This window comes from Bacteroidota bacterium (assembly GCA_016706865.1).
In the GTDB taxonomy this organism is placed as follows: domain Bacteria; phylum Bacteroidota; class Bacteroidia; order Chitinophagales; family BACL12; genus UBA7236.
This window is the reverse complement of record JADJIS010000001.1, coordinates 726,818-753,351: the sequence shown is the minus strand read 5'-3', so window position 1 is coordinate 753,351 and position 26,534 is coordinate 726,818. Positions and strand designations below refer to the sequence as shown.

At 33.0% G+C, this 26,534-nt stretch carries 26 protein-coding genes and 2 pseudogenes; 22 read left to right on the top strand and 6 right to left on the bottom strand.

Annotated elements, in window-relative coordinates:
- Window positions 1–100 precede the first annotated feature (100 nt).
- From IPI31_03120 to IPI31_03095, 6 genes are all read right to left on the bottom strand, one after another.
- Window positions 101–307: an Arc family DNA-binding protein gene (locus IPI31_03120; protein MBK7566793.1), complete on the bottom strand. Its 207-nt coding sequence runs from the start codon at window positions 305–307 to the stop codon at window positions 101–103.
- On the bottom strand, window positions 307–525 hold the full coding sequence (locus tag IPI31_03115) for a hypothetical protein (GenBank protein MBK7566792.1): 219 nt from the start codon (window positions 523–525) through the stop codon (window positions 307–309). Before IPI31_03115 ends, IPI31_03120 begins: the two co-directional genes overlap by 1 nt.
- Window positions 522–812: a hypothetical protein gene (locus IPI31_03110; GenBank protein MBK7566791.1), complete on the bottom strand. Its 291-nt coding sequence runs from the start codon at window positions 810–812 to the stop codon at window positions 522–524. Before IPI31_03110 ends, IPI31_03115 begins: the two co-directional genes overlap by 4 nt.
- 73 nt (window positions 813–885) lie before the next feature.
- A complete protein-coding gene (locus IPI31_03105) occupies window positions 886–1,740 on the bottom strand; it encodes an SPFH domain-containing protein (protein ID MBK7566790.1) in 855 nt (284 codons plus the stop codon).
- A 458-nt stretch (window positions 1,741–2,198) separates the two neighbouring features.
- Window positions 2,199–2,999: an amidohydrolase gene (locus IPI31_03100; GenBank protein MBK7566789.1), complete on the bottom strand. Its 801-nt coding sequence runs from the start codon at window positions 2,997–2,999 to the stop codon at window positions 2,199–2,201.
- A 372-nt stretch (window positions 3,000–3,371) separates the two neighbouring features.
- Entirely contained in the window at window positions 3,372–4,511 is a 1,140-nt protein-coding gene (locus IPI31_03095; GenBank protein MBK7566788.1) for an aminotransferase class I/II-fold pyridoxal phosphate-dependent enzyme, read from the bottom strand.
- A 132-nt stretch (window positions 4,512–4,643) separates the two neighbouring features.
- Between IPI31_03095 and IPI31_03090 the strand changes: the two genes are divergently transcribed.
- From IPI31_03090 to IPI31_02985, 22 genes and pseudogenes are all read left to right on the top strand, one after another.
- On the top strand, window positions 4,644–5,000 hold the full coding sequence (locus IPI31_03090; GenBank protein MBK7566787.1) for a type II toxin-antitoxin system RelE/ParE family toxin: 357 nt from the start codon (window positions 4,644–4,646) through the stop codon (window positions 4,998–5,000).
- Window positions 4,997–5,311 carry a helix-turn-helix transcriptional regulator gene (locus tag IPI31_03085; protein ID MBK7566786.1) on the top strand — a complete coding sequence of 105 codons (315 nt, stop codon included), beginning with the start codon at window positions 4,997–4,999 and terminating at the stop codon, window positions 5,309–5,311. The genes IPI31_03090 and IPI31_03085 overlap by 4 nt, the downstream gene beginning before the upstream one ends.
- A 68-nt stretch (window positions 5,312–5,379) precedes the next feature.
- Window positions 5,380–5,727: a hypothetical protein gene (locus tag IPI31_03080; protein ID MBK7566785.1), complete on the top strand. Its 348-nt coding sequence runs from the start codon at window positions 5,380–5,382 to the stop codon at window positions 5,725–5,727.
- 18 nt (window positions 5,728–5,745) lie between these two features.
- The gene (locus IPI31_03075) at window positions 5,746–6,675 is read left to right on the top strand and encodes a hypothetical protein (GenBank protein ID MBK7566784.1); all 930 of its coding nucleotides are present in this window, start codon (window positions 5,746–5,748) and stop codon (window positions 6,673–6,675) included.
- Window positions 6,676–7,317: 642 nt separating this feature from the next.
- Window positions 7,318–7,707 carry a TerB family tellurite resistance protein gene (locus tag IPI31_03070; protein MBK7566783.1) on the top strand — a complete coding sequence of 130 codons (390 nt, stop codon included), beginning with the start codon at window positions 7,318–7,320 and terminating at the stop codon, window positions 7,705–7,707.
- Window positions 7,708–7,906: 199 nt separating this feature from the next.
- Complete coding sequence (locus IPI31_03065; protein MBK7566782.1) at window positions 7,907–9,373, top strand: hypothetical protein; 1,467 nt, start codon at window positions 7,907–7,909, stop codon at window positions 9,371–9,373.
- 27 nt (window positions 9,374–9,400) lie between these two features.
- Window positions 9,401–9,730, top strand: coding sequence for a hypothetical protein (locus IPI31_03060; GenBank protein ID MBK7566781.1), 330 nt, complete (start codon window positions 9,401–9,403; stop codon window positions 9,728–9,730).
- Window positions 9,731–9,750: 20 nt separating this feature from the next.
- Entirely contained in the window at window positions 9,751–11,406 is a 1,656-nt protein-coding gene (locus IPI31_03055; GenBank protein MBK7566780.1) for a hypothetical protein, read from the top strand.
- Window positions 11,407–11,415: 9 nt separating this feature from the next.
- Entirely contained in the window at window positions 11,416–13,392 is a 1,977-nt protein-coding gene (locus IPI31_03050; protein ID MBK7566779.1) for a hypothetical protein, read from the top strand.
- A gap of 191 nt (window positions 13,393–13,583) precedes the next feature.
- Window positions 13,584–15,272, top strand: a complete 1,689-nt coding sequence (locus IPI31_03045; GenBank protein MBK7566778.1) for a hypothetical protein — start codon at window positions 13,584–13,586, stop codon at window positions 15,270–15,272.
- Window positions 15,273–15,359: 87 nt separating this feature from the next.
- The gene (locus IPI31_03040) at window positions 15,360–16,712 is read left to right on the top strand and encodes an NfeD family protein (protein ID MBK7566777.1); all 1,353 of its coding nucleotides are present in this window, start codon (window positions 15,360–15,362) and stop codon (window positions 16,710–16,712) included.
- A 42-nt stretch (window positions 16,713–16,754) separates the two neighbouring features.
- Window positions 16,755–17,291: a TerD family protein gene (locus IPI31_03035; protein MBK7566776.1), complete on the top strand. Its 537-nt coding sequence runs from the start codon at window positions 16,755–16,757 to the stop codon at window positions 17,289–17,291.
- Between the two features lie 15 nt (window positions 17,292–17,306).
- Complete coding sequence (locus IPI31_03030; GenBank protein ID MBK7566775.1) at window positions 17,307–17,960, top strand: TerD family protein; 654 nt, start codon at window positions 17,307–17,309, stop codon at window positions 17,958–17,960.
- 23 nt (window positions 17,961–17,983) lie between these two features.
- Window positions 17,984–18,712 carry an OmpA family protein gene (locus IPI31_03025; protein ID MBK7566774.1) on the top strand — a complete coding sequence of 243 codons (729 nt, stop codon included), beginning with the start codon at window positions 17,984–17,986 and terminating at the stop codon, window positions 18,710–18,712.
- Window positions 18,713–19,229: 517 nt separating this feature from the next.
- Window positions 19,230–20,227 (top strand): annotated as a pseudogene (locus tag IPI31_03020) (TerC/Alx family metal homeostasis membrane protein).
- Between the two features lie 491 nt (window positions 20,228–20,718).
- Window positions 20,719–21,300: a TerD family protein gene (locus IPI31_03015; GenBank protein ID MBK7566773.1), complete on the top strand. Its 582-nt coding sequence runs from the start codon at window positions 20,719–20,721 to the stop codon at window positions 21,298–21,300.
- Between the two features lie 9 nt (window positions 21,301–21,309).
- Complete coding sequence (locus IPI31_03010; protein ID MBK7566772.1) at window positions 21,310–21,990, top strand: TerD family protein; 681 nt, start codon at window positions 21,310–21,312, stop codon at window positions 21,988–21,990.
- Window positions 21,991–22,004: 14 nt separating this feature from the next.
- On the top strand, window positions 22,005–22,643 hold the full coding sequence (locus IPI31_03005) for a VWA domain-containing protein (protein MBK7566771.1): 639 nt from the start codon (window positions 22,005–22,007) through the stop codon (window positions 22,641–22,643).
- Window positions 22,643–23,275 (top strand): VWA domain-containing protein, encoded by a 633-nt coding sequence (locus IPI31_03000; GenBank protein ID MBK7566770.1) that lies wholly within the window; start codon window positions 22,643–22,645, stop codon window positions 23,273–23,275. The genes IPI31_03005 and IPI31_03000 overlap by 1 nt, the downstream gene beginning before the upstream one ends.
- Before the next feature lie 250 nt (window positions 23,276–23,525).
- Window positions 23,526–23,951, top strand: coding sequence for a macro domain-containing protein (locus IPI31_02995; GenBank protein ID MBK7566769.1), 426 nt, complete (start codon window positions 23,526–23,528; stop codon window positions 23,949–23,951).
- 78 nt (window positions 23,952–24,029) lie between these two features.
- Complete coding sequence (locus IPI31_02990; protein ID MBK7566768.1) at window positions 24,030–25,070, top strand: VWA domain-containing protein; 1,041 nt, start codon at window positions 24,030–24,032, stop codon at window positions 25,068–25,070.
- Window positions 25,071–25,074: 4 nt separating this feature from the next.
- Window positions 25,075–26,526 (top strand): annotated as a pseudogene (locus IPI31_02985) (protein phosphatase 2C domain-containing protein).
- The last annotated feature ends 8 nt before the right edge of the window (window positions 26,527–26,534 follow it).

Below are 26,534 nucleotides of genomic sequence, written 5' to 3'. Positions count from 1 at the left end.
CAATTTGTAATTAAACTCAAAACAATGATATGTTAGATGTAATATTAAATACACTTTAAAATTAATTTCGGTTGCTTAATTACAATGGGAGATTATTTATTTAATCATCAAATCTTTTTCCTGTTTCCCCATCAATTATATCGTTGTCGTTTTTATCGTACCGCCCCGATTTCTTCAACGCCTCATTCAACAAAAACTCTATCTGCCCGTTCACACTCCTGAAATCATCGGCGGCCCATTTTTCAATGGCTTTAATGGTATCAGGGTTGATACGAATTATTAATGCTTTTTTAGTTTCTTTGGCCATCAGATCTCCTTTTGCGAGCAGTATTTTCTTAAAGCTGAGGTTAAACTATAATAATTGGTCGTACTAAAAATATAGGTATGATTCGTTTTTGTAATGATCTCCAAATATTCATCACTGCCCATCATAAAGGAAGTTTTTTTGGCAAAAGTATTTTTTCTATATCCTATATTCATGCGTTCTTTAAAATCTTGTTTGCTTTTTAATTGCCAGCTTATCATATCGCTGTAATCAATAACTTTTTTCTTCTGATAATAGGAAAAAATCTATAATGAAATCCATTTTTATTTACTTCTGTTACTAACGTCATGTGAAACATAAAATAAAACATGCCACCTAAAATTGAAAAAAGAATAATACATAACCAGATCATATTTAAAAAACTTCCTCCCTGCATATTATTGTTTCGTATTGCAGATACCATTCCTGTGATCACTGAAATTGCACTTACAAAAAATATGACCAATAAAAATTTACTTTGCAGTTGTTGTTCTTCTATATGATCCATAATGGAAATTAAAAACCCCAAAATTATTCTCCGGCAAAACATTTAATTCTGCCGGAGAATTTTATAATTTATTTTAATGATATAATGTGCCGGTATTTACCACCGGATTCGCTGCTTTATCGCTGCACAACACCACTAATAAATTGCTGACCATAGCTGCTTTTTTATCTTCATCAAGATCAACAATTCCTTCTTTCTTTAATTTTTCCAATGCTAAATGCACCATACCAACTGCACCTTCCACAATTTTAGTTCTTGCTGCAACAACCGCAGTTGCTTGCTGACGCTGCAACATGGCATGTGCAATTTCTTCGGCATAAGCAAGATGTGTAATTCTTGCTTCTATTACTTCAACACCCGCTAAGGCAAGTCTGTCTTTTAATTCTTTCATTAATTCACCATTAATAAAATCACCACCGCTTCGCAATGTAATTTCCTGTCCTTCCTCATCAGAAAAATGGTCATAAGAATAACTTCCCGCAAGGTGACGAACGGCAGTATCGCTTTGTAATTTTACATACATCTCATAATTCTCTACTTCAAAACGCGCTTTTGCAGAATCAATAACACGCCAAATAATTACAGTACCGATAATGATCGGATTTCCCAATCTGTCGTTTACTTTTATTTTATCACCTTCCAGTGTTCTGGCTTTTAACGAAATTTTTGCCTTTCCATAAAAAGGATTTCCCCAAAAAAATCCGTTATCTACTACTGTCCCCGAATATTTTCCAAACAGTGTAAGCACCTTCGAATCATTCGGATTCACAATAAAAAATCCGATCATGATAAAGAAAATAATGACAAATAAAAGGGAGAATGCAGGATGATAGGTCAGCATCAAATATAAATTGCCGACGATCATCAGAAAAAATACAAAGAGCATCAAATATCCCGATGCTGTTTTAGTGGTTTTGTTTACGATCATAGTATTGAGTTTAGGTTGATATTAAAATGATATCACAAAGATATTATTTTGATTTTGAGATTTCCAAGGGATTTCACAGAATTATTTTTTGATCGGCTTTTTTGGATCGCAGATTTATGGGATTACACAGGTTTCGCGGATTTTGGGTGAGGGATTGGGCAGTCAACAGTGGGCAGTGGGCAGTTTGTATCATTGGAAGTTGTTGCTTCGAATCAAAATCCTTTTTGGGAGGGGGCATTGTTGATTTAACATACCAACCGAGACCCCCCCCCCCCCCCCCCCCCCCCCCCCCCCCCCCCCCCCCCCCTCCAGAACCCAAAGCTCAAACCCAGAACGAACCCAGATGGGGGCCCATTTAACCCTCCCAATTCGGAGCCATAACTAATCGGTTGATCAACTCAGAACACAGAACCCAGAACTGAAACATGTAGTGATCGACGTAGGAGATCTACTACATGTCAGAACAACTTTAGTTCAAACTCATCTCTCCCCTCCAAAAACGGCAATCCCGTCCTTACCTTAGTAATATGCTCCGAAGATAATTTCAACGTCTCCACACATTCCACCCCCGTAACGGAAATTAGTTTCTCCCCCATGGGATCTATAATGCATGAATGCCCCGGATGATAAAAACCATTTCCATCAGTCCCAACGCGGTTTACGCCGATTACATAACTCTGATTTTCGATGGCGCGGGCAATTAATAAATGTTCCCAGGCATAAATTCTTTTTTCGGGCCAGTTGGCTACATATATTAATAGGTCGTAAGGATGATTTCCCATTTCGGTGTAAGGAGAACTTTGTCGCGCCCAAACCGGAAAACGCAGATCGTAACAAATGAGTGGTAATATTTTCCAGTCATTACATTCCGGAAATATTTTTGATGTTCCTGCAGTAAAATAATTTTGTTCATCGCCTAAAGTAAATAAATGGCGTTTATCATAATACGTATAATCACCATCCGGATGCATCCATATTAATCGGTTATAATAATTTCCCCTATCTGCAATAATTACGGAGCCACAAACTATTGCATTTTTTTTTGATGCAGCTTGATATAACCATTGCATGGTATTTCCTGTCATTGTTTCGGCGAGAACTTTTGTATTCATCGAAAAACCCGTAGTAAACATTTCCGGCAACACGATCAGATCAGTCCCCAAAACCGGCTCCAACAATTCATCAAAATGCTCCAGATTTTTTTCTCTATTTTCCCAAACGAGATCTGCTTGTATTATTGTAACAATTAAATCTTTCATATTTGTTTTTGTTTTAAGGGTTTACAAGGTTTTCATGGTTTGCAAAGTTTACTTGTTTAGAGAGTCCTTGAGGGTTGAGGTCCGATTAATGTTCTTTATTCTTTGTTCTTTATTCTTTATTATTTTTTTTATCTTTTAAGTTATCAAAATAAAATTTTATAGTGCTATACTTTGAAGGCTTTGAATATATTTGTTACTAATGTTATTGTTTATCAAAGATAAAAATTTTATTTTTAAAATAAATTTTATTTTTTTTTCTTTGCGTGAAATAACATATGTCACCCAAGGGCAAAGTTTTATGTTTTACATATATAATTCTACCGTAATTCCTACTTCTTATTTCCTACTTCCTACTTCCTATTTCATTTCTCCTCAAATTGCACACAATATCTCTGCAGCCTCCAAAAGAGTCGACTCCGTTTTAGCAAAACAAAACCGCAATACTTTATTACCCGGCGGAGAACTATAAAATGGTGATAGCGGAATAGAAGCAACCTTGTATTTAATAGTTAACTCCTCCGCAAATTCCATATCATTTTTATCCGTAATATTTTTATAATCCAACAATTGAAAATATGTCCCACTCGCCGGAGTAAATGTAAATCGCGATGATTTTATTGCATCTAAAAACAGATCTCTTTTTTGCTGATAAAATAAATTAATATTTTCATATTCCGATTTATCCTCCATAAAATCAGCGAGTGCATATTGAATCGGAGTATTTACCGAAAACACCAAAAACTGATGCACCGATCTGAATTCCTGCATTAATAATTTAGGTGCCAAAACATATCCCATTTTCCAACCGGTATTGTGATATGTTTTTCCAAAAGAATAAATGATCAAACTTCTTTCCATTAATTTCGGATACCGCAAAATACTTTCATGAATTAAACCATCGAAAATAATATGTTCGTACACTTCATCACTAATAATTATTATATCGGTTCCTTCCGTAATTTTTTGCAACATTAATAGATCATCCCCACTCAAAACCGACCCACTCGGATTATGCGGAGTATTTATCATGATCATCCGTGTGCGATCTGTAATTTTTGCACGCACAATTTCCCAATCAATTTTAAAATCCGGAGCACTCAAAGTAACCGGAACAACAACTCCTCCATGCAACACCACTGCCGGACCATAACAATCGTAAGCCGGTTCAAACAATATCAACTCATCACCCGCATGCACCAAAGCCGCAATTGCAGTATAAATCGCCTGCGTTCCTCCTGCAGTCACCGTAATTTCACTTTCCGGATCATACGAAACCCCATAAATCCCCTCATATTTCGTCGAAATCTGTTCTCTCAACCCTAAAACCCCTGGCATTGGAGCGTATTGGTTCATTCCTTTATGCATATACCCACTCACCAACTCCATCAACTTCTCGGATGACAAAAAGTTAGGAAACCCTTGTGCGAGGTTAATTGCGCCATGCTGATTGGCAAGGGAGGTCATTTTGGTGAAGATGGTGGTGGTGTGGGGGAGTTTTGGGAGGAGATGCATATTGGAGGGTTTGAGTGGCAAATTTAAAGCAAATTGCAGGTATTTAATTTTCAGATAAGAAGTAAGCTATTGGGCAAATGTTTCTTTATAACGAAACTTTATATACCTTTGTAATGTTTATTTGTTTATCCTATGTCGAAACATTTTGAAATTCTTTTTTTGGAGGAAGCCTTTGAATTTTTAAGCAGTTTGAATCGAAAGCATTATGAGAAAATATTATACAATATTCGTAAGTCTCAAATAGAAAACGATCCTGAACTTTTTAAAAAACTTTCCAACGAAATTTGGGAATTCAGAACATTGTATCAAGGTTTGCAATACCGGCTACTGGCCTTTTGGGACAAAACTTCCTCTACGGATACCATGGTGATTTCTACACATGGATTTATCAAAAAAGGAAGTAAAGTTCCGGATAAGGAAATTCAAAAAGCAGTATTGATCAGAACTAAATATTTTGCAGATAAACAAGTAAAAGATAACAAAAAATGAAATCATATACCTTAGATCAAGTACAGGACAAACTCATCGGCAAAGTTGGAACTACCGAACGCGATCTTTTTGAGTATGAACTTCAAATGGATCTAATTGGAAAAGCTATTAAGCAAGCGCGTAAAGAACGGCACCTCACACAGGAGGAACTTGGCATATTAATAGGTGTTCAAAAGGCACAAATTTCCCGACTTGAAAATAATGCAGGTAATGTTACTCTGGATACGTTGTTACGAGTATTTACTGCACTTAAAGCAAAAGTTACATTTCAGGTAGAGCTGCCAAAATTAGGGATTATAGGTGGTGAATGATATGGTTATTTAAAGTAAATTTAAGGGGTTCGTGATGATAGAATAAAGCTCAGCAATTATACGATTGGATGATAGGTCAAATTTCTACGGTGTATTTTCAGAGTTACCAATTAGCCTATGATCTAGCAAAAAAAGCAGAACAATGTTATCAATATGAATTGGGTGAATTTGGAAATTCAAATTTTATTCAGTTTGGATATTGGGACAGTTTAAAAAAGGGATTGTTAAGTGCAGAAAAATTGCAATACGATCTTCGCCGCATGGAAAGCTCTTATTATGATAAAAATAAAAGAGAGCTCGAATTAACGAAACATGTTTCCCTTATGTTGTTAAATCCGCAGGCGATTCTCAATCTGCGCAAAAATGGAACCTGTAATATCATAATTCCGGAAGCAGCCTACGACTTAGATTTTTAAGGCCATTATTTCCGAAGAATAAAAGCTGTTTCTGTAAGTATACCTTGTATTGCGGGACCTTATACTTCTGTAAATGCAACACTGCGATTGTTGAAACATACCACGCGATTAAATACGCAACTGTTGGCAGGAGCATATGAAAGTTCAGATTATTCAAACGATCTTCGTTTCCGTCATGTTACCAATGAAACGCATTCCATTGCAACAAGCAGCGCACAAAACGACAGCGGCATGTTTGAATTTAATTTCCGCGACGAAAGATTTTTACCATTTGAAGGTTGCGGCGCATTTGGCGAATGGCAATTAGAATTAAATGCCGATGAAACTTTGCGTATGTTCGATTATAATACCATCAGTGATATTATAATTACCATAAGATACACCGCAAAAGAAGATGCCGGACCATTTAAAACAGAAGCCACAACAAATCTGAAAAACATTATTGAATCAGCAATTATTCCCACCAACAATTCGGGAGGTTTACAGCTTTCGCGTTTATTTAGTCTCAAACAAGAATTTTCCACCGAATGGAATAAATTCCTAAATCCCGTTGTTGCAGGTAATGATCAAATACTTTCCATAACAATTCAAAAACAACATTTCCCCTATTTTATTAAAGACCGGAAAATAAAAATTAAACAAATTGAAGTAGTAGTAAAAGCAAATAGAACCGGCAATTACGAAATGATTTTTGAGGGAACCAAATTGGATGGAGACCTTATACAATCCGCAACTCAAACCTTAGCTGAAGGAGCCCTTTACTCCGGCATGCACAGTGCCCTCCTCGATGCCGGCACCGATTCGGCAAACATGGAAACCGTAGACATTCACCAACCGATAAAAGTCAAATTCAAACACGAGTCGGATGGGGATTATCATTCGATAGATAGGGTGGCGGAGGAGATTGGGGAGGTTTATTTGGTGGTGGGTTATGAGGTGGGGGTGTAACATGGGTTGTACTGAGGGTAGTTTTACGGCCAATATGATGTTCAATTTGGAAATTAGTTTTCAGGGTAGGATCAATTACTAAATTACCCAACTAATAAATTACCAAATGAGTTGGGGAAGGGTATTTTGTTGTGGGGTATGAGGTGGAGGCGGTTTAGTTTGGTTTTAGAGGGTGTTTTGGGGATGGATTGGGTGAAATTGTGGATTTTTAGGGGTTTGGAGGGGTGGAAGGGGTGTGGGAGGGTGTTTTGATGGAGGGGAATGTTAAGAAATTGTTATGTTAAGTCCATATTCACTATAAATGATGAATTTGAGGCGAAATTGCAATTTGTTTGGGCTTATTGAAAAGAATATTACAATTTTGAAACATGATTATTGCAATGTGTATAGGAATGATCAGTTTTTTAGAGATGGAGATTAGAATTACAACTAAGTCATCTAGAAAGGAAGAAGATTGTAAAAATGAGGGATTTTTTGCGAATGATAGGATTCGTTCTAGAGGTTAGAATTAACTTCATTAGATTTTGGTTTAATGTAATATTTTTTTCTAAAACATACAAACTTTTTAAAATTCTGTTATATTTGTCTTGTTATCCCTAAAATATAGTCCATTTTTTTAACCCTAAATACCACTTTTAACACATGGGAAACCTTAATACTCTCAAGGCCGAAATTCTATCTGACGGCAAAATTGACTCTGCAGAAGTAGCCAAACTTCGGGAAATTTTATTAGCGGACAATAAAATTGATACCGAAGAGGCTGATTTACTTTTTGACCTTAACACCTCCTGCTCAAGTTCAGATAACGCTCCTGAATGGCAAAGTTTTTTTGTTGACGCAATCAGTAGTTATTTATTAAACGACGAACATTCACCAAATGTTATAGATCAGGCTGAAGCCAATTGGCTTATAGCTAAAATTGGTGAGGATGGTCAAATTGATAAAAATGAAATGGCGTTGCTTAATAACCTGAAGTCAAAAGCAACTTCAATGGTGCCAAATTTACTTGAATATATATCAAAGCGTAGTTAATTTTTATTAGCTAAGTAATTCATTTTAAACAGGCTTATTATTTTGTGTGTTTTTTAATCATTTATGAAATGACCTCTGGTATTTTATAAATAATTTAAAGGAAAAAATAAATTAAATTCAGTTATGAATAAATTTAAATTTAAGCTTAATTATATAACAGCGCTATTGTTAATAATAGTTAGTAGTATTGGTTGTGGTGGTGAAAGTGGTGATCCTTTTTGATGCAATTGGGTTTGATGCCTATGATTCAAATTTAAGCTCAAGAGTCAAAGATTATCACATTGCAACTACATCAAATTTAACGTTAATAACTTCTAGTAATCCGTCACTTTATATCGATTTTTCTGATGGGATACAAAAAGCTTTTAAAGAACCGGTAATTAATAAATTGATATCTGATTGCTTTAATTCATTGTATGGTGCAAACCTAACTACATTTAGACTTGGTGATGATAAAATAACACAATTAAGTATTACAAATAGCACCGAATTAGGTGAATTAATAAGTGATTCCAAAAATTATAAGGACAAGTATGCTCCTATTCAAAAGGCTGTAGAAGAAATTGTAAATAAAGCTAATGACGCTTTGATTATAACTGATTTTGAAGAAGTGCAAAAAGGATCAGGTGAAATATTAAAAACAGCCTACTTGAAAGAATCATTTACAACTTGGATAGGAAAAGGGAATACTATACATTTTTTTGTAGCTGATTATGTAGAAGGTAAAGTAAATAAACATATCTATTTCACTTTATTTATTGTAGGTAGTAAGGATGAAAATAATATGCTTTCAAAACTGAACCCTTATTTTGCAAGCTTGCCAAAATTTGAGTTGTCTAACCAGGCATTTAATTTAAATAACAAATACCCAAGTGCAAGAATGGGCGGCAATTTTTATGAAAGTGACGCTGGTCCGGGTAAGGATAACATTTTAGATTTAAAGGATAGTTATGTTAATGGTCTAAAGAGTGATATTCCATATGAATTTTACCCATTTGGTTTAGACTGGGCTAACATCAGTACTACTCACGAGTCCTATATTGAGCATAATCAATTTGATCATTTTTTTAGAAATTTATTCATTGATTTAAATAACGAAGATTCTTATATTTATGAAGATTTTGAAGTAAAAGTTACAGATGTAACTGATGATTTTCTTCATTTTGCCAGATGCACTGAGGCTTTAAATCATAAGCCTAAGATTGTTAAAGGTACTAATGGTGAAGATAAATTTTCTGATGATGAGATGGACGATATCGCATTATACTGTTATGATTCACATGGTAAAATCAAAAGCGAGTGGGAATATAATAATACAAAAAAAAATACAAATGAACTCCCTGAAGTATTTTTATTAAATCAAGAACTTTTTAAAAATACTAAAAAGGATTCAGAAAAAGGAGCTGTAGAACTTGGAATTTTGTTTGATCCTAAATTTAAAGTGGAAAACATCGCAAACCCGGATTGTTTAATGAGAGTAGATATCATCTTAGTTTCTGCAAAACCAAATATTTCAAATCCCCTTTTGGAAAACTTTAAATGGATAAATTCGAAAGGTGAAACTAACCTCGGATTATATCAATCAATAAAAACTACATTAGAAGAGCCTAGTGTTGTTCCAACTAATAAAGTAATTTATTCCTATTATATTAAAACCTTACAATAATTTATCAACTAAACTCAATTCACAAATATGACAGCATACATAATTTCAATTATAACTGCACTTGTTTTTTTACTATTATCTATTTTTATTGCAAATGCCATAAAATTTGAGGGTGGAAGCAATCCCAAAGACCCTGGTAAGAGAAAAATGTGGTTTTGGATATTAGCGATTCTAAATCCAGCTATAAATTTTTCATTAGGTTACTTCCTGTTTATGCCAAAGGGCAATATAATGGTGGTTGACAAGTATGTATCGGATCTAAGTATTGCTACAGGGGCGGGTTTTGTTCTTTATATCATTATTGGATTTATCTTGAGCAAAATGTTTAAAAATGGAAAATTGGGTCATTGGTTTTAATCCTATAATAATATTTAAAAATGGATAAACTTTTTGTAATTGCAATCGGCGGAACCGGGATGCGATGTTTGGAATCTTTTACACATTTATGTGCAATTGGGATGTTTGATAATCAAGAAATTGAGATATTAACTTTAGATACTGATTCAACAAATGGGAATAAAAAAAGAGTTGAAGATTTAATACTATTATATAATCAAGTTAAATCTTCAGGCAGTATAGTAGGAGGCACACCAAATGCAAATACCTTTTTTTCTGCAAAACTAAATTTGCATAAATATTATACAAATTATTCAGATATCGGAAGAGAGACATATAAAAATATTAGTAAAATTTCTTCGGGAACTGCAGAGACTCAAAAAGCAAATAAATTAATTTCAGATTTGTTTTTAGAAAATTCATCAGTTCAAGAGTTCAATTTGGCACATGGATATAGAGCGCAAACGCATTTAGGTTCAATGTTAATGTATCACGGTATCCTGGAAGCTGCAAGAAACTTAACAAAAGGTATTAATGCAAAACCTGAAGAGAGGGAATTAGAACAATTTGTTACAAAAGTGAAAATTGCTGGGGCAAGTGCAAGAGTGTTTATTTTCGGGTCTATATTTGGCGGAACTGGTGCTTCTTCAATTCCTGTAATTCCTAAAGCATTACAGGAATTTATTCAAATAAGGTCAGGCAATAAAGAAACAATTGATATTTCTAAGGCTAAATTTGGATCAACGTTACTTACAGAGTATTTTACCTTTAAAAAGCCTGATAACAAAGAAAAATCCACGAAGGAAAATAGTGTTATTGCAGATTCTTCTTTTTTTCCTTTAAACAGTCAAGCAGCACTTCAATTTTATCAAAATGACCCCACAGTTCAAAAAAGTTACAAAATTTTATACCATATTGGATGGCCAATAGAAAGTAAAAAGGTGGATGACGAAAACTCTGGGCATAAAACAATAACTGGTGGTGCGTCACAAAAGAACCCTTGTCATATAACTGAATTACTCTGTGCTTGTGCAGCATATGACTTTTTTACAAGAGTAGATGGTTTTGACAGTGCAACTGCTCAATATCTATACAAGGCAGTTGAATTTAAAGAAAATATTTTTAATTTTTCTTTTGATGATTTTGTTGGAAGCCATAATAATGCAGGCAACAACTTTGCGAATAGATTGGGTGCCTTCTTCTCATTTGCACATATATCATTAACAGTTAATGGAGGTTCAATCGGTGATACCGGTGTTAAGGGATTTATAACAAGATGTGAAAAACAAAAGTTAACACAGTATAGCTCCATCACAAATGTAGAATGTGATCAAATAAACGAATATTTTAAATTATTTGCTTATAATTTTGTTAATGAAAATGGTAATGTAAAATTTGCACCTGGTTGGTTATATCAGATAAGGAAAACAGTCGCACCAGGGTCGTTTTTGTTTAATAGTGAGGCGTTCCCCGACACGCAAACGGAGCTAAAGAAATTAGATGTAGGTACAATTTTTACTGACCAAAAATACCATTGGCCAAAAGGTGGGCTTTTATCAGATAGATACGGCACTTTTATTGACAAATTAATTAATATAGGACCGAAAGATGAGCAGAAAGTTAATACTACAAAGGAAAAATTTCTAGCACATATCTATAACGCATTAACTACTTCACAGAATTTTAATTTAAGTTAATTCAATTTAATGGCGCCAATTAAAGCACTTACTATAAATTCAAAGACGATCCAACCTGGTGTAAAATATGCTTGGGATAGTTTGAAGGAGTTGCCAAATTTTACGAAGAATATACTCATTCCTGAAATCGCGGTAGATAAGGAAGGGAATTCATCAGTTGATATAGGATCGATTGTTTCAGGGATGCCAACAGTATATGCTAGAGCTAATCTTTTTCGAAATGCATTAGACTCTATAACTGATAAGGATGCTGAAGTTAGTGGTTTAATGCTGTTTTATAAATCATTGATCAGTGAATGGAAAGGATTTATAACTTGTATAGCTTTAAATTATAAGGATATTCAAATAGATAGAATTTCATTATCTTACTCTGATGGGAAAAAAATAATAGATACAGAGAATATATATGAACCAATAGGTGCTTTTGGTAACGTGCTTTTTGAAAGGCAACCGTTATGGTGTGACCAGTCTTTATCAAATAATGCAGATAAAATACCATTTATTGATGTAATTTCATTTAATGGAACAGTTGTAGGGGGTACCTCTCCTGATTGTTTTTTATTCTCATCTGTTTCATATAAACTTAAGGAGAAATTACCCTTTATAAATATCAACAATGGAAAATTTATTGACCCCCTTCAATCGGAACTAAAACCTGATGAACTATTTAAAATATATGGATATGCAAATCACATTCTGAATAACATAGATAAATTTAGAAAAAATTTCGATGGATTAGAAGATATTTTAAAACCTGACTACAGTAATATTTATGGTTGCATCCAAAATTGGATGAGTGATATGGTTAAGTATCAGGTTGGAAAAGGATTTCCGAAATTGGATAATCAAACGCCTCCTGAGGTAGGTTCTATTTTTAGATATCCATTTAGTATCCTATTTAACTATTCTACTGAATTATTTGGATCTGAAGGTATTATTTCAAGCGATGCAAGTATAGATGGGTCAATTCCTTTTGATCCTAAAGATTTGTTATTGTCCGAATCTTTTGAAATTGCTCAAATTGATTTCGGAAGGGAAGGTTCCGAAACAAAAAATTATTTAAAGAACAAACCAATTCTTTTATTGGAGGCTGAAACTAAAGGTCAATCGAATAACTTTGCATATTTTACTTTGCCTTTAACTCCTCTTGCATTAAATGTTTTTGGTGCAAACTTGACAGCTTTAGTAGGTTTGGATGAGTTTTCAAATGTAAAATCTCGCATATCTGCAATTTACGATCCAATTGACAAGGATGGTGAAAAATTAATTGTTCAATTGAAACTCTACACACAAACCGGTAATGAAATAACAAAACAAGTTGTATATAAAGTTACCCGTGATTCTATAATAGGACAAGATATTCTATTGTGGCCAAATTTTATATCCAAACAATGGAATAGATATTTTCTATATTCTGAAATACCACATAATGATGCCAAATTTCAAGCAACTCCCTTTATTGGTGATGTGAATGATGATTTTTTTCGAATTGTTTTAGATAAGAATAAGGTTCCTTTATATCTTGCTAATAAAGGTAAAGTTAGTATATTGGATAAAGAGTATGATAGTATAAAGATTCAGTTGCATATTACTTCTAACAATTCAGTTGCAGACAATAAATATAAATATGAAATTTACGAAAGTAATAGGCCATATAAAGGTATAAAATTTGCCCATGCCGGTATTGATTGTGGTTTTGGGATTATAAGATATGATGGTACAGGAAGTAGCCAAACTTTCCCTTCAAATTTGTTGAAGAACCCGGTAGTTGATTTAGCACCTGCAAATCTCGGATTTGATTTTGGTAGCACCAATTCATCAATTGCATATTTCTCAGGAAGTAGAAATGAAGTGTGTGATAATTTAAAGTTTAAAAATCGAAGAGTTTCCCTACTTTCTAATGATGCTAAAAATAATGATGAAAGGCCAGCGGTTGAAGATGAAATTTTCTTTTTCAAAATGATGAAATTATTTCAAACTCTATAAAATCTATTCTCACAATACATGACCCAAGACGTTTAGTAAACGATAATAGTAATTCAAATGATTCGTTAGCAGCTCAGGCAGTAAAAGGAGGATTTCCTTGTTTTGAAAAGAACCTTCCAATTGAAAATGCACAAAACAATAGATATACCTTGGGGTTTAATAGAGTTGGAAGAGCAGAATTAGTTCATAATATGAAATGGTCAACTCAGAGCATTGACAAAAGTTATAAAACGGCTTATTTAAGTTCGCTGCTTTTACATGTCTACGCGCAATTATTTATTGAGGGTCATGAACCCCATACATTAAAATGGTCATATCCTTCCTCAATGGGCAAGGGTTTACTAAGCGAATACAGGGCTATTTGGGATTCATTAAAAGAAATTAGTCCCATTGAAAGTAAAGTAACCTTAAAAACTTATCCCCCATCAGATCTTTCTGAAATCGGTGATACAAGTGGTAGTTCCTTTGGTGAGATTGAAAGTAATGTTGGTTGGAACGATGATTCATTAATAAATGGTGAAAACAATGATACCGGGTGGGTGGAACAAGAAACTGCAAAGAGCGGCTGGGGGGATGAAACACCGAAAAAGAATAAAAAATCAATAGATATAGCGACTGAAACAGGTCCTATTAGGTTTGATTTTAAACTTTTAGGTAATGAGGAATCTTTAACAGAAGCATGCGCTGTGGCTAATTATTTGGTAAATTCTGGCTATTCCGTTAATCCAGGAGAATTAGTACTTTGCTTTGACATAGGTGGAAGTACTACTGATATTACTGCACTATGCCAAATGGATGGCGGCAAAGCCATGATTAAACAAAATTCAATTCGATTTGCAGCCCAGCGTGTCGCTCAGGCCACAAAATTTTCACCTAATTTCAAATCGGTTTTATTGAAGATGTGTGAAAAGAAAAACATTTCAATTCAAGGTTTAAATAAAGGGGATAATAAATTTTCAGAGAATACGGCCCCTTATTATTTTGAACAATTAGTAGACAGACTTGATGATAGCGATTTCAATACTTTTTATTTATTAATTGCTGCAGAATGCAAGGAGATGATGAGTATTAATTTGTATGTAACTGGTTTAATTATGTATTATGCTGGTCAATTAGCATTCAAACTGCGATCGGAAATTGTAAAATCAGAGGATGCACCTCCCCATGTGAAGGCTTTGGCGCCAAAAATTAATATAGCATTTGCAGGAAAAGGTGCTCGAATTTTCGATTGGTTTTCTGCTGTTAATTCCAAAGCAGCAAATGATTACTATACCCAGATGTTTATAAGGGGAATTGGAGGTGAAAATGTGGCTAAGCAGACAATTACCCCTATTAATTATCCAGTTCAAATAATCAATATTAATAGCCGAAAGAAAGACAATAATGCTGATGTTAAATATGAAGTTTCTAAAGGGTTGGCAATTCCAACTCATATTACACCAATCCTAGTGCCTAAAAACAAAGAGGCAATAGAAATATTGGGCGAGGAAAATTTTTGTGTAATTACCGCAAACGGAGAAATGAAATATTTAAATTATGGAAATTCAATTACAGCTGAAATGATGGAACACATTGGGGAATACTTTATATGTGCTCCAAAGCAAGGTCAACAACCTTGTCCCAAATTTATGAATTTCGCTGATTTATTCTTTAAGGTATCCTCTGCCATGTTTGGATTAAAAATGAGCCCCGCTGATTTTATGGCAGGATTTCAGGACATGAATATTGAAAGTTATATAAAACAAGATCCGGATTTTATCGAAGCTCAAAAAAGAAAGAAAGAGGAACAGAAGAAATTTGACTATGTTGCTCCAATAATAATTTTAGAGGGAATGAATTTTTTTGAAAAACATTTATTAAAAGGAATCCAAAAGGTATAGTTACTAATGAATTTTTGTGTATTATTAAAAGTTTCAAAACGTTCCGTTACTTTCTGGTATCAGTCAGAAAGGAGTCCATTTGCACCTTTGATAATTAAAGATTCCAATATTGTTCCTTTATATTTTTATGTAAATGGAAACGATTTTACTTTTGGAAATGCCGCCAGGGATAGATTTTATTTAAATGATCCAAATGCTTATGGTAATTATTTTGAAATTGTTAAAGATCCAAGTAAACATTTTACTATTTATGGCATAAAAAAACCAGTAAAACAGCTGTTTTATTCAGGTGTGGAACAATATCTTTCACATTTTATCAATGCAGTTTTGTATAAGGGGGATTCTATAGAATCTTATAGACAAAATTTTCCGCTTAGGTTTATGTTTGAATCTGATTTAGAGGAAAGAGAGAAGGCTCTTATAGAAAATTTATTTTTAGAAGCTGGCTATTTCAATATAGATAGGGTGGATTTCAATAAATCATTGTTTGAGGTGCTTTCAATTAATGGATTTATAAATGAGGCAAAATCTCTGTTGCTTTTAAATGGCATAGATAATAATTTATACTTGGAACTTTATAAAGATCTTAATTCCGAATTATTAAGTTCTGCAAAACTTATTGGTCAAGGAGCTGACCCTCGAGTTAAAATACTTGGCGAATTGATTCTGGAGTATATCTCTGCACAGAATTCGTTTTTAATTATGGATAAGGATATTGAATTAAGCTATATATTACCATTTTGCGCTGGCCTTCTTGAACAAATTTCTCCAATTATTAAGGGCGAGGTTGAGCTTTCTAGTGGTGCAAATTTCTGGTTTCGCGTAAATGAAAGAAGTTTAAATGATAGGTTGATATATTACATTAATGACACAATAATCTTTTCTGCAATCGATGAAATGTCAAAGATAAATAATATTATTATTAATAATCTTACGATACTGTTGGCTAGTGAGGAAATAAACACAGCGTTTTTTCTTAGCAGACTTTTAAAAAAATATAATAATGTTAAGCGTATTGAAATTTCTGTAATTAATGATACAATGAAGCTTATTTTTGAAAAAATTGTAAAATCAGATTATACAGCTAATGATAGTCTTTCATTGAAGCAACAAAATTCGGAGAACACTTTTGTTGTCGATCACAACATAGTTTCAGGACCTTCCTCACAACCTCTTAAACCAAAAGTGCCACCTCCGCCTCAAGAAGACCATTATAAATTAATAGGTAAAGTTGGGATTACAAATACACCAATGAATCCAACTGGTAAAATTATTATTGAGAACAAAATTTATCAGGGTTTTGCCGAAAAATCGAATTTAGAAATTGGAATGACTGTAAAAGTTGTAGGAATTAAAGATAAAGTTGTATTAAAAGTGGAAAGATATATTAAAACTCCTGAGTTACCGAAAAAAAAAAATAACGATTATTTTTTAAACTAAATTTTATAAATATGGCAATTGTATTAGAAAAAAAAAAAACCAATAGATATTAACAAAATAAAACCAGGCATTCAAAAAATAATAGCGGGTCTCGGGTGGGATGAGGCAACTATAAATGGAACCCCGGTTGATTGTGATGTAAGTGTTTTTTTGCTTGGCGCAAATGGCAAATTAGTCAGCGATGAACATTTTATTTTTTATAATAATTTATCAACCAGTGATGGTTCCGTTATACATACTGGTGATAATAGGGATGGAGATGGCGAAGGCGATGATGAATCAATAAGAATTGATCTAAGTAAAATTGATTCTAGAGTTGAATTTTTATATTTTGTTATAACAATACATGAATCCGAAGTAAGAGGCCATCATTTTGGAAATGTAGAAAACTCCTTTATAAATATCCGAAATGAGGCTGATAACTCTATTTTGTGTAATTATAAATTAAATGCAAATTTTGATGGACAAGATTCATTAATAATAGCATCAATTTCGCGTAATGGGGGTAATTGGAGTGTGGAAGCTATGGGTCAAGCATTTTCAGGTGGTTTAAGTACTTTAATCGATTTATATCAATAACTAAAAAATAGTAATATGGGAAGTTTTAATTTAAATAAAGGAGAGAGGTTCCCTTTATCAAAAGGAGTTCCTGGTTTAACAATAGTACGTATTGGGATGGGGTGGGATCCAAATGAAGAATCCAATGGGCCAGATTTTGATTTAGATGTTTCTGCTTTTGCACTTAATAGTAGTTTCAAAATTCCATCGGATAGCTATTTTGTGTTTTATGGTCAAGTCAGAATGGGAAACTGTATTGAGGATTCCAAAGAGCGGGGATTATTTAGGCCAATCACTGAAGATAAATCGATACTTGGCGCAATTGATGATCCTGATGGAAAAAGAAGCGATGGAGATGACGATGAGGATATGATTATTGACCTCTCAAAAGTGAATAGTAAAATTGAACAAATAATAATTTGTGCAACTATTTGTAAATTTCCTAATGACAATAAAAAGGATCGAAGAACTTTAAACCAAAATTTTGGAATGGTGGACGATTGTTATATAAGAATTTTAAATGAAGCTACTGGTGATGAAATACTCAGATATGACCTAGCAAAAGAATCCTCGAATGAGGATGCAATTGAATTCGGAAGATTATATCGTGTTGATAATTCTTGGGAGTTTGAAGCGATGGGAAGGTCACACAATGGCAGTTTGCAAACATTGGTAGATATGTATACTTAATTTATGCTTTTAAAATTAATATTATGGCATTTAACTTAAATAAAAATGATGGATCTGGATTAAAGTTAGATTTGAAGAAAAAATCAAATTCCAAATTCGACTTATCCAAAGAGGAATCAGGAGGAACACCAAATAGAAAAAGAAATACGGGATCAAAATCATGGCTAAGGGGTATTGTCGCATTAATTATTCTTGCTTTTGGAGCGTGGTATGTTAATTCTAGATCAAATGAAGACAATAGCGACACAATTCAAAATGATAGCATTGTTGAAACTAAGCAAAATACTAATATTGAAGAAAAAAAAGCAAATGATGGAGAATTGGGTTCTGAAAAAACATCTGATTTAATTGCTGAAGAATCTCCGGAAGAAATTGGTACAGTAAACGCAACCAATGAAGTGCGATCTGGAAATGAAACTTCAACTAAACCTATAGCGGAAAATAAAACAGCAGAGGAAAAAAATAAAACTACTTTAAGCAATAAGAAACCGGTTATAAATAATAAGGTAACAGCTACTTTTAAAAAGGCAGGGACTGGTCCGGAGAACATTGATTCCGAAATAGTTGAACAAATTAAAAGCTATCTTGAAAACAATATTAATGGTTCCATAACTATATTTGGATTTGCAAGTAGTGAAGGGGATTTAGCAGCAAATAAAATAATTTCACAAGCTAGGGCTGATAATTTTAAAAACTATTTAATTTTACAAGGTATTAGTGCCGACAAGATTATATCGATGGGTAAGGAATAGATGATCCAATCGCTAATAACGATACCGAAGAAGGGAGGCAAATGAATCGCCGGGTTGAAGTGACTGTGAAATAATTTTGCAAAAATTCTCATTAATTAGGGTGGCAAAAAGAAAGAAAAATAAATCAACATTTAGTAATATACTAATTTATTTGTCGATATTTTTTTGTGTTGTTCTTTTTGTAATAAAAGTCCTATTTAATAATATCAACTGGATTTCAGTTTTTACACCAATTATAATCGCGTTTGTTATTATTTTTGTAATATCAATATTAAAGAAACTTATTCAAAAATTTTAATTTTATAAATGTGATAATCAAATTCGTTTTTAAATTCCAATTATCAATTGAAACCAAATAATTGCAAAACTGATTATCGAAGCTCATTTAGCTTCTAACAGATTGAAATAGCTAGTGAAATAACATATTTTACTTTTAAAATAACAAAAGGTAAAATAATAGGAATCATTTAACCCAAAATAATTAATCTAAAAATCACAAAAAAGAAGCTAACTTAGAATGGACAATTTAATCAATCACCCTGGAATAATTGCAGCATTTTCTGTAGTTGTTATTATAATGCTTTTACTGGACTTAGGTGTTTTTAATAAAAAAAGTCATATTATTTCTAATAAGGAAGCAGCTATCTGGTCCCTGGTTTGGATTGGTATTTCAATGATTTTTAGCATATTCATTTATATAATAACGAATGAAACCGCTGGTTTGGAAAAATTTGCCCAATATCAAACTGCTTATTGGATTGAAAAGGCATTGTCGGTGGACAATCTTTTCGTTTTTATTCTTGTTTTTGGATTTTTTAATGTTCCTAGAGAATATCAACACAAGGTTTTGTTTTGGGGGATAATTGGGGCATTAGTTATGAGAGCTATTTTCATATTCTCTGGCGTTGGTTTAATCAATGTAACTTATTTACCTGAAATGAAAATTTTGGAAAAGTTGTTTCTATAAATGTAGTGCTAACACTTTTTGGAGCATTTTTAATTTATGCGGGTATAAAGTCATGGTTTGCTGGAGTCGATGATGACGATGAAAAAGATTTCAGTAAAAGTCCCGGAGCAAAATTTATTTATAAATTGTTTAAGGTTAGTAAAGAATTTGATAAGGATAAGTTCTTCACAATTGAAAATGGTATTAAAGTAGCAACACCTTTATTGGTTGTTGTGGGTGTTATTGAATTTACGGATTTATTGTTTGCAGTGGATTCTATTCCAGCAATTTTTGCTATTGCTCCGGACGACCCGTTTATACTTTACACATCCAACATATTTGCAATTTTGGGCTTACGGTCATTGTACTTTCTACTTGCAAACTTCATTCACATGTTCAGTCGTTTAAAGTATGGCCTTGCAATAATCTTGGCTTTTATTGGTTTGAAAATGGTTATAGCACCATTTTTCCATATCACATCACCCCTTTCACTAGCAGTTGTTGGAGGTGTTTTGATCCTTTCAATTGTAGCCTCTATAGTATTCCCAATTAAGGAAACTGAACAATAAATTTCAAATTGATCCAGTTCTTAATTGATCACAAACGCTTCCACAATTCGAACAGGAGTGTTGCTTGTATTTTTGTCTTCCGGCTGGTAAGCGTTATAGAGGGGTGGGATTTTGAGGAGTGATGAAATCCATTGTGGTAGTTTATAGAAAAGGATTACTTACTTTTTAAATTATTTGATAATTTTGGGGAGAGGCGGTAATTGTGGAGTAGTTTTTTTTACAATCCGAAGTTATCAGCAACCCTAGAAAACACCTAACAAGCATTGAACACTACCTAAAGACCGACAAAATTGGAGAACAAAGCCAACGCTTCCTTTGAATTATAAAATGCGCATGCCAAAGTTTAAAGCCAAATCTTTTGCACCGCATTTAATTTTACCCCGTCGCACCAAAGCCCACAAATTATCCACCTTTAGTAAACTTTGACCAGTGGACTACAAAAAATAAAATATATAGATTAAATTTGACAGCTAAATATTAAAATAAACAATATGGCAGAAGTAATTAATTTAAGAAAAGGCGACAAAGTCGCAATTGGTTTTACAAACATAACCGTTGGTTTAGGTTGGGAACCCAATGAAGGAACAGGTGGAACATTTGATTTAGATGTTTCAGCAATTATGATTGACGAAAAAAGAAAAATGCCAAACAAGGACTACTTTGTTTTTTATGGTAATTTAACTTCGCCTGAAAATTCAGTAACTCATACTGGAGACGACCCAGATGGCACTTCAAGTGATGGAGACGATGACGAATCGATTATTATTGACTTAACAAAAATTACCCCAAGTATTCAAGAAATTTTATTTATTGTAACCATAGATAGAGCGGCAGACAAAAAACAAAACTTTGGACAAGTTAGAGATTCTTATATTCGACTTATTGACAATAATACAGGAAAAGAAGTCATGAAATATGAGTTAGGCGAAGATTTCTCCATTGAAACAGGAATAGAATTTGGAAGATTATACAAAAGAAATAATGAATGGAAATTTGATGCCTCAGGCGTTGGATACAAAGAAGATTTGGCTTTCTTTTTAAGTAAGTATTTTTCAGGTACAATTAACAAATAAATTCAAAATATGCAAGAAGTAATAAACTTATCAAAAGGTCAAACTATTGACTTACGCAAAAATTCAAAAGGCGAAAATGTTTACGATCTTTCACGAGTAACAATTGGTCTAGGTTGGGATGTTCGCCAAAAAGAAAGTGGTTTATTCGGAAAACTATTTGGTGGAAATAAAGAGGAGGAATACGACCTAGATGCAATTGCATTTTTGTTAGATTCAAATGGAAAAGTAGCAAACCTTGGACGAACCAAACAAGCAACTAACGGACAAAGCATTGGACTTTTTGAAGGCGATGTAATTTTCTTTAATTCTCTAAAACACCCATCAGGTCATATTTGGCTAACAGGCGACAACCGAACAGGTGCAGGCGATGGAGACGATGAACAAATTATTGTGAAGTTGGATTCATTAGACCAAAAATATCAAAAAATACTTTTTTTGGTTACTATTTATCAAGGCAGGAAAAACAACCAGCATTTCAGTATGGTTGACAATGCTTTTATCAGAGCAGTAGATGCAAAAGGTAAAGAAATTACAAAATATAGTTTGTCAGGCGATGCTACTCTAAGTGGAAAGTGTTCAATGATATTTTCTGAAGTTTATAGACACAATGGCGATTGGAAATTTAGAGCCATTGGAGAACCACACGACACAGACAATTTTGTAGATATTCTTAAAAAATACACTATCTAAAAATTATAAATAAGATGCGAAGATTACCAGTATATTTATTGTTAGACACATCAGGCTCAATGGGGGGCGAACCAATTGAAGCAGTTAAGAATGGTGTGCAAATTATGATTAGTTCTTTGCGAGGAAACCCACAAGCTCAAGAAACAGCTTATATTTCTGTAATTACTTTTGATAGTGTTGCAAATCAAATAATCCCTTTAACAGATTTGGGTTCATTCCAAATGAAAGATATTCAAGCAACAGGAACTACTGCGTTAGGTGAAGGTTTGAAGTTGTTAAGCAATTGCATTGACAATGAAGTTACAAAAACAACACCTGAAACAAAAGGCGATTGGAAACCTTTGGTTTTTATAATGACAGATGGTGTTCCGACTGATAGTTGGCAGAATGGTCTTGTTGAATTCAAAAAAAGAAAAACAGGAATTGTTGTTGCTTGTGCAGCAGGAAGTGGTGCTGATTCGAGTGTATTAAAACAAATTACAGATAATGTAGTGGAATTGGCAACTGCAGACAGCCAAAGTATAGCTAAATTCTTTGCTTGGGTAACTGCATCAATTGGAGTTTCATCAACAAAAGTAGAAGATAGTGGAAAAGAAGTTATAGGATTGAATGAATTACCACCACCTCCATCTGAACTAAATATAGTTGTATAATGCGAAGGCTACCTGTTTACTTTTTATTGGACACCTCGGGTTCAATGAATGGCGAACCAATTCAGGCATTAAATAATGCTTTAAGCGGAATGATACATTCTTTGCGTTCCGATCCTCAAGCATCAGAAACACTTTGGATTAGCATAATTACATTTAACTCAAGTGTTACTGAATTAGTGCCATTAACAGAATTGCCGTCATTTCAGTTGCCTGAAATAACGGATCCTATTGGTGCAACTTTCACAGGTAAAGCGTTGGAATTATTGCATGCAAAAGCAGGTACAGACATTCGAAAAGGAAACGCAAAACAAAAAGGTGATTGGAAACCTTTGCTTTTTTTAATTACAGACGGCAAGCCTTCTGATACTATGTTATACAACGAAATGATACCCAAAATAAAGGCGTTGAATTTTGGAGTTATCGTAGGTTGCGCAGTTGGTAGGTTGGCGGATGATTCAAAGTTAAAAGAACTTACTGATAATGTAGTGCATTTAGCAACAGCTGACACTTCAACATTAAAACAGTTTTTTAAATGGGTTTCTGATACAATTGAACAAGGACATAAAAGTATGGGAACCACTGATTCTGTGACTTTGCCACCACCACCTCAAGAAGTAGTACAAGTATTATAAGAATGATTTTACCAATAATAATAAATGTGTTTATTATAGGATTATTTCTATACTCTAAACTACTGCCCTATAAAGACAAACTGAATAATCAATACAAAGGCATTTTTAATTTTTTCAATAGCATTTTTACACCTGTATTAATTTTCTTAAAAAATTTATAAAACCTATTCAAGTTGGACAAGGCTTGTCAGTTGATTTTACGCAAATAATTTTATTGATTTTACTATTAATACTGCTAAACATTAGATAATTGAGATTAGAATTACACTTTGGAGATATTACAGAATATAAAGCGGATTGCATTGTTAATGCAGCTCGTAATTCCCTATTGGGAGGTGGTGGTGTTGATGGTGCAATTCATAAAGCAGCAGGTTCAGAATTAAAAGAGTTTTGTAAAACACTTGGGGGCTGTAAAGTTGGAGAGTCTAAATTAAGTCCAGCTTTTAATTTGCCTTCTAAGTTTATAATTCACACAGTTGGTCCAAGATTTTTATTTAAAAGCGAAGAAGAAATACAAGATTTAAAAAATTGCTATTTAAATTCTTTAAAAATTGCAAACCAAGAAAAGTATGAAACACTGGTATTTCCAAACATTTCAACAGGAGCCTATGGCTTTCCAAAAGATTTAGCTTCAAAATATTCATTTGAGGTTATTAGTAATTTTAAAGGAAAATGAATATCCAAAAAAGGTTGTTTTATGTTGTTACGATATTGAAAACTTACAACTTTATTTAAATATTATTAAAGGGAATTTATGAGAAGATTACCAATATATTTTTTAATTGATGTTTCTGAATCTATGGTTGGCGACCCAATCCAGCAAGTAGAAGAAGGTTTGGCAACAATTATAAAAACCTTAAAAACAGACCCAACAGCAATAGAAACAGTTTGGGTTTCAATTATAGTTTTTGCAGGTCAAGCAAAAACACTTGTGCCATTGCAAGAATTGATAAGTTTTTATCCCCCAAAATTTCCAATTGGTAGTGCTACTTCTTTGAGTAAAGGTTTAGGACATTTGATGTTTGAATTAAGAAAAAACACGGTAAAGACAACCCAAGAAGTAAAAGGCGATTGGAAACCAATAGTATTTTTATTTACAGATGGTGTGCCAACCGACAATACAAAAAATGCAATATCAGAATGGAAACAAAATTGGGCAAGAACAGCCAATTTAGTTGCTATTTCTTTTGGAAGCGAAACAGACACACAGCAATTAAGTGAACTAACAGAAAATGTTTTGCACTTTAAAAACACAGATACAAACGCTTACAAACAATTTTTCAAGTGGGTTACTGATTCCATTAAAACAAGTAGTGAAAGTGTAGAAAACAATAAAACAGGTTTTGAATTAGCAAATTTAGATGAAAATACACTTTCAAAAATTGACTTATCTAAAAATCGAAAAACCGATTTTGTGGATAATAATTTTGTTGTATTATCTGCAAAATGCCAAAACACAAAACGACCATATTTAATGAAATATAAACGTTATATTTCATTAGACAATACAGGAGATATAGCATCCGAATATAGATTAGTGGGAGCGTTTCAAGTAGATAATATGTATTTTGAATTATCAGATGAAAATGTAACAAATCAAAAAATTAATACGGAAGAGTTGTTAGGTGCACCTACTTGCCCTTGTTGTGGCAATCAATTTGCATTTGCTGCTTGTGCTTGTGGAAAATTGCATTGTATAGGAAACGAAGAAACAAGTATTTGCCCTTGGTGTGGCAATCAAGGTTCTTATGGTACAGGAGAAGGTGGATTTGATGTAAACCGAACACAAGGATAAAACTATGGAAGTAAAAGCATACATACAAAATTTACTGAAAGGAAAAAGTATTGAAATCAATACAAACAGAAATTTATTATTGGATGAATTTGCAAATAATCCAACTAATGCTGAATTAGTTAAAAGTATCTTTGAAAATCAAGAAAAAATTATGATAAATTGGAATATAAAAAATAGAATTGCTGACATTCAAACGCAACATATTGTAATACCAAACGCAAAAGAATTAATACCTTATTCAGCAAAAATAGATTTTGTAGCACTCAATTTAACTGATTTAATTGATGAAAAATTTGAAGGATTAGAAGATTTAGGTTTAAGTTTCAATAAAGTAACAGATACTATTGAAGGTATACCATCTAAAAGTGGTGATGTGAAATTTAAACTTTTGTACAAAATCAAAGGCGAAGACGAAACAGCACCATTAAATGAAAAATTAATTTCATTGGTAATTAATCCTGACCCAAAAAGCTTGTGGAAATTATTACCAAGTAATCAACAATTACTTTTTTCAAAACCTGATGACATTAATGTTTTTGATAAAATTGGAGAAAAAAATATTGTAGTTTCTTCTAAACGAGGAAGAAGTCATGCTAATGTAGGTACTTCAAGAGATGATGATTTTGCTTTTAAATACTTTGAAAAAACTCAATGGTCATTAGTTGCTCTTAGTGATGGTGCAGGTAGTGCCTTCCTTGCAAGAGTTGGCTCAAAAATAGCTTGTGGTGCTGTTGTAGAATATTTTGAACAAGTTGCAGACATTGAGAAAATGAAAGAATTTGAAAATAAAATTTCTGAATACAGCCAAACAAAACAGAAGAAAAATTAAAGGAAATACAAATTTTGTCAAAACAGAATTTATACAAAGCGAGTGTTTATGTTCATAATAAATTAAAAGAGTTTGCCGAGCAAACTTTTATAACAAACCCAGAGCTTTTTAATAATCCAAAAGCAAAAACCAATGTAGAATATTTACATTCTACATTAATTTTTACTTTGTTTAAAAAAATATGAATTTGGTTATTTAATTCAAAGTTTTGGAGTTGGCGACTGCCCTATTGCCGTAATGAATATTGACAAAACAGAAACTACTTTATTAAATTGGTTAGATGTTGGCGAATATGGTGGAGGGACAAGATTTATTACACAACCTGATATTTTTGTAAGTGAAGAAAGACCAGTAAGCACTCGTTATAACTTGAAAATAATTGAGGATTTCTCTTATCTATTTTTAATGACAGACGGAATTTATGACGCAAAATTTGTAGTAGAAGCCAATCTTGAAAAACACGAAAAATGGATTGAGTTTTTAGAAGATTTAGATGGAAAAAATGATGAAAATATTAAAGTAGAACTTAATAAAGATAACAGCGAAATTGCAAATCAATTATCAAAATGGATGGACTTTTGGAGTGCAGGAAACCACGATGATAGAACTTTAGCAATAGTTTTTTAAACGATATT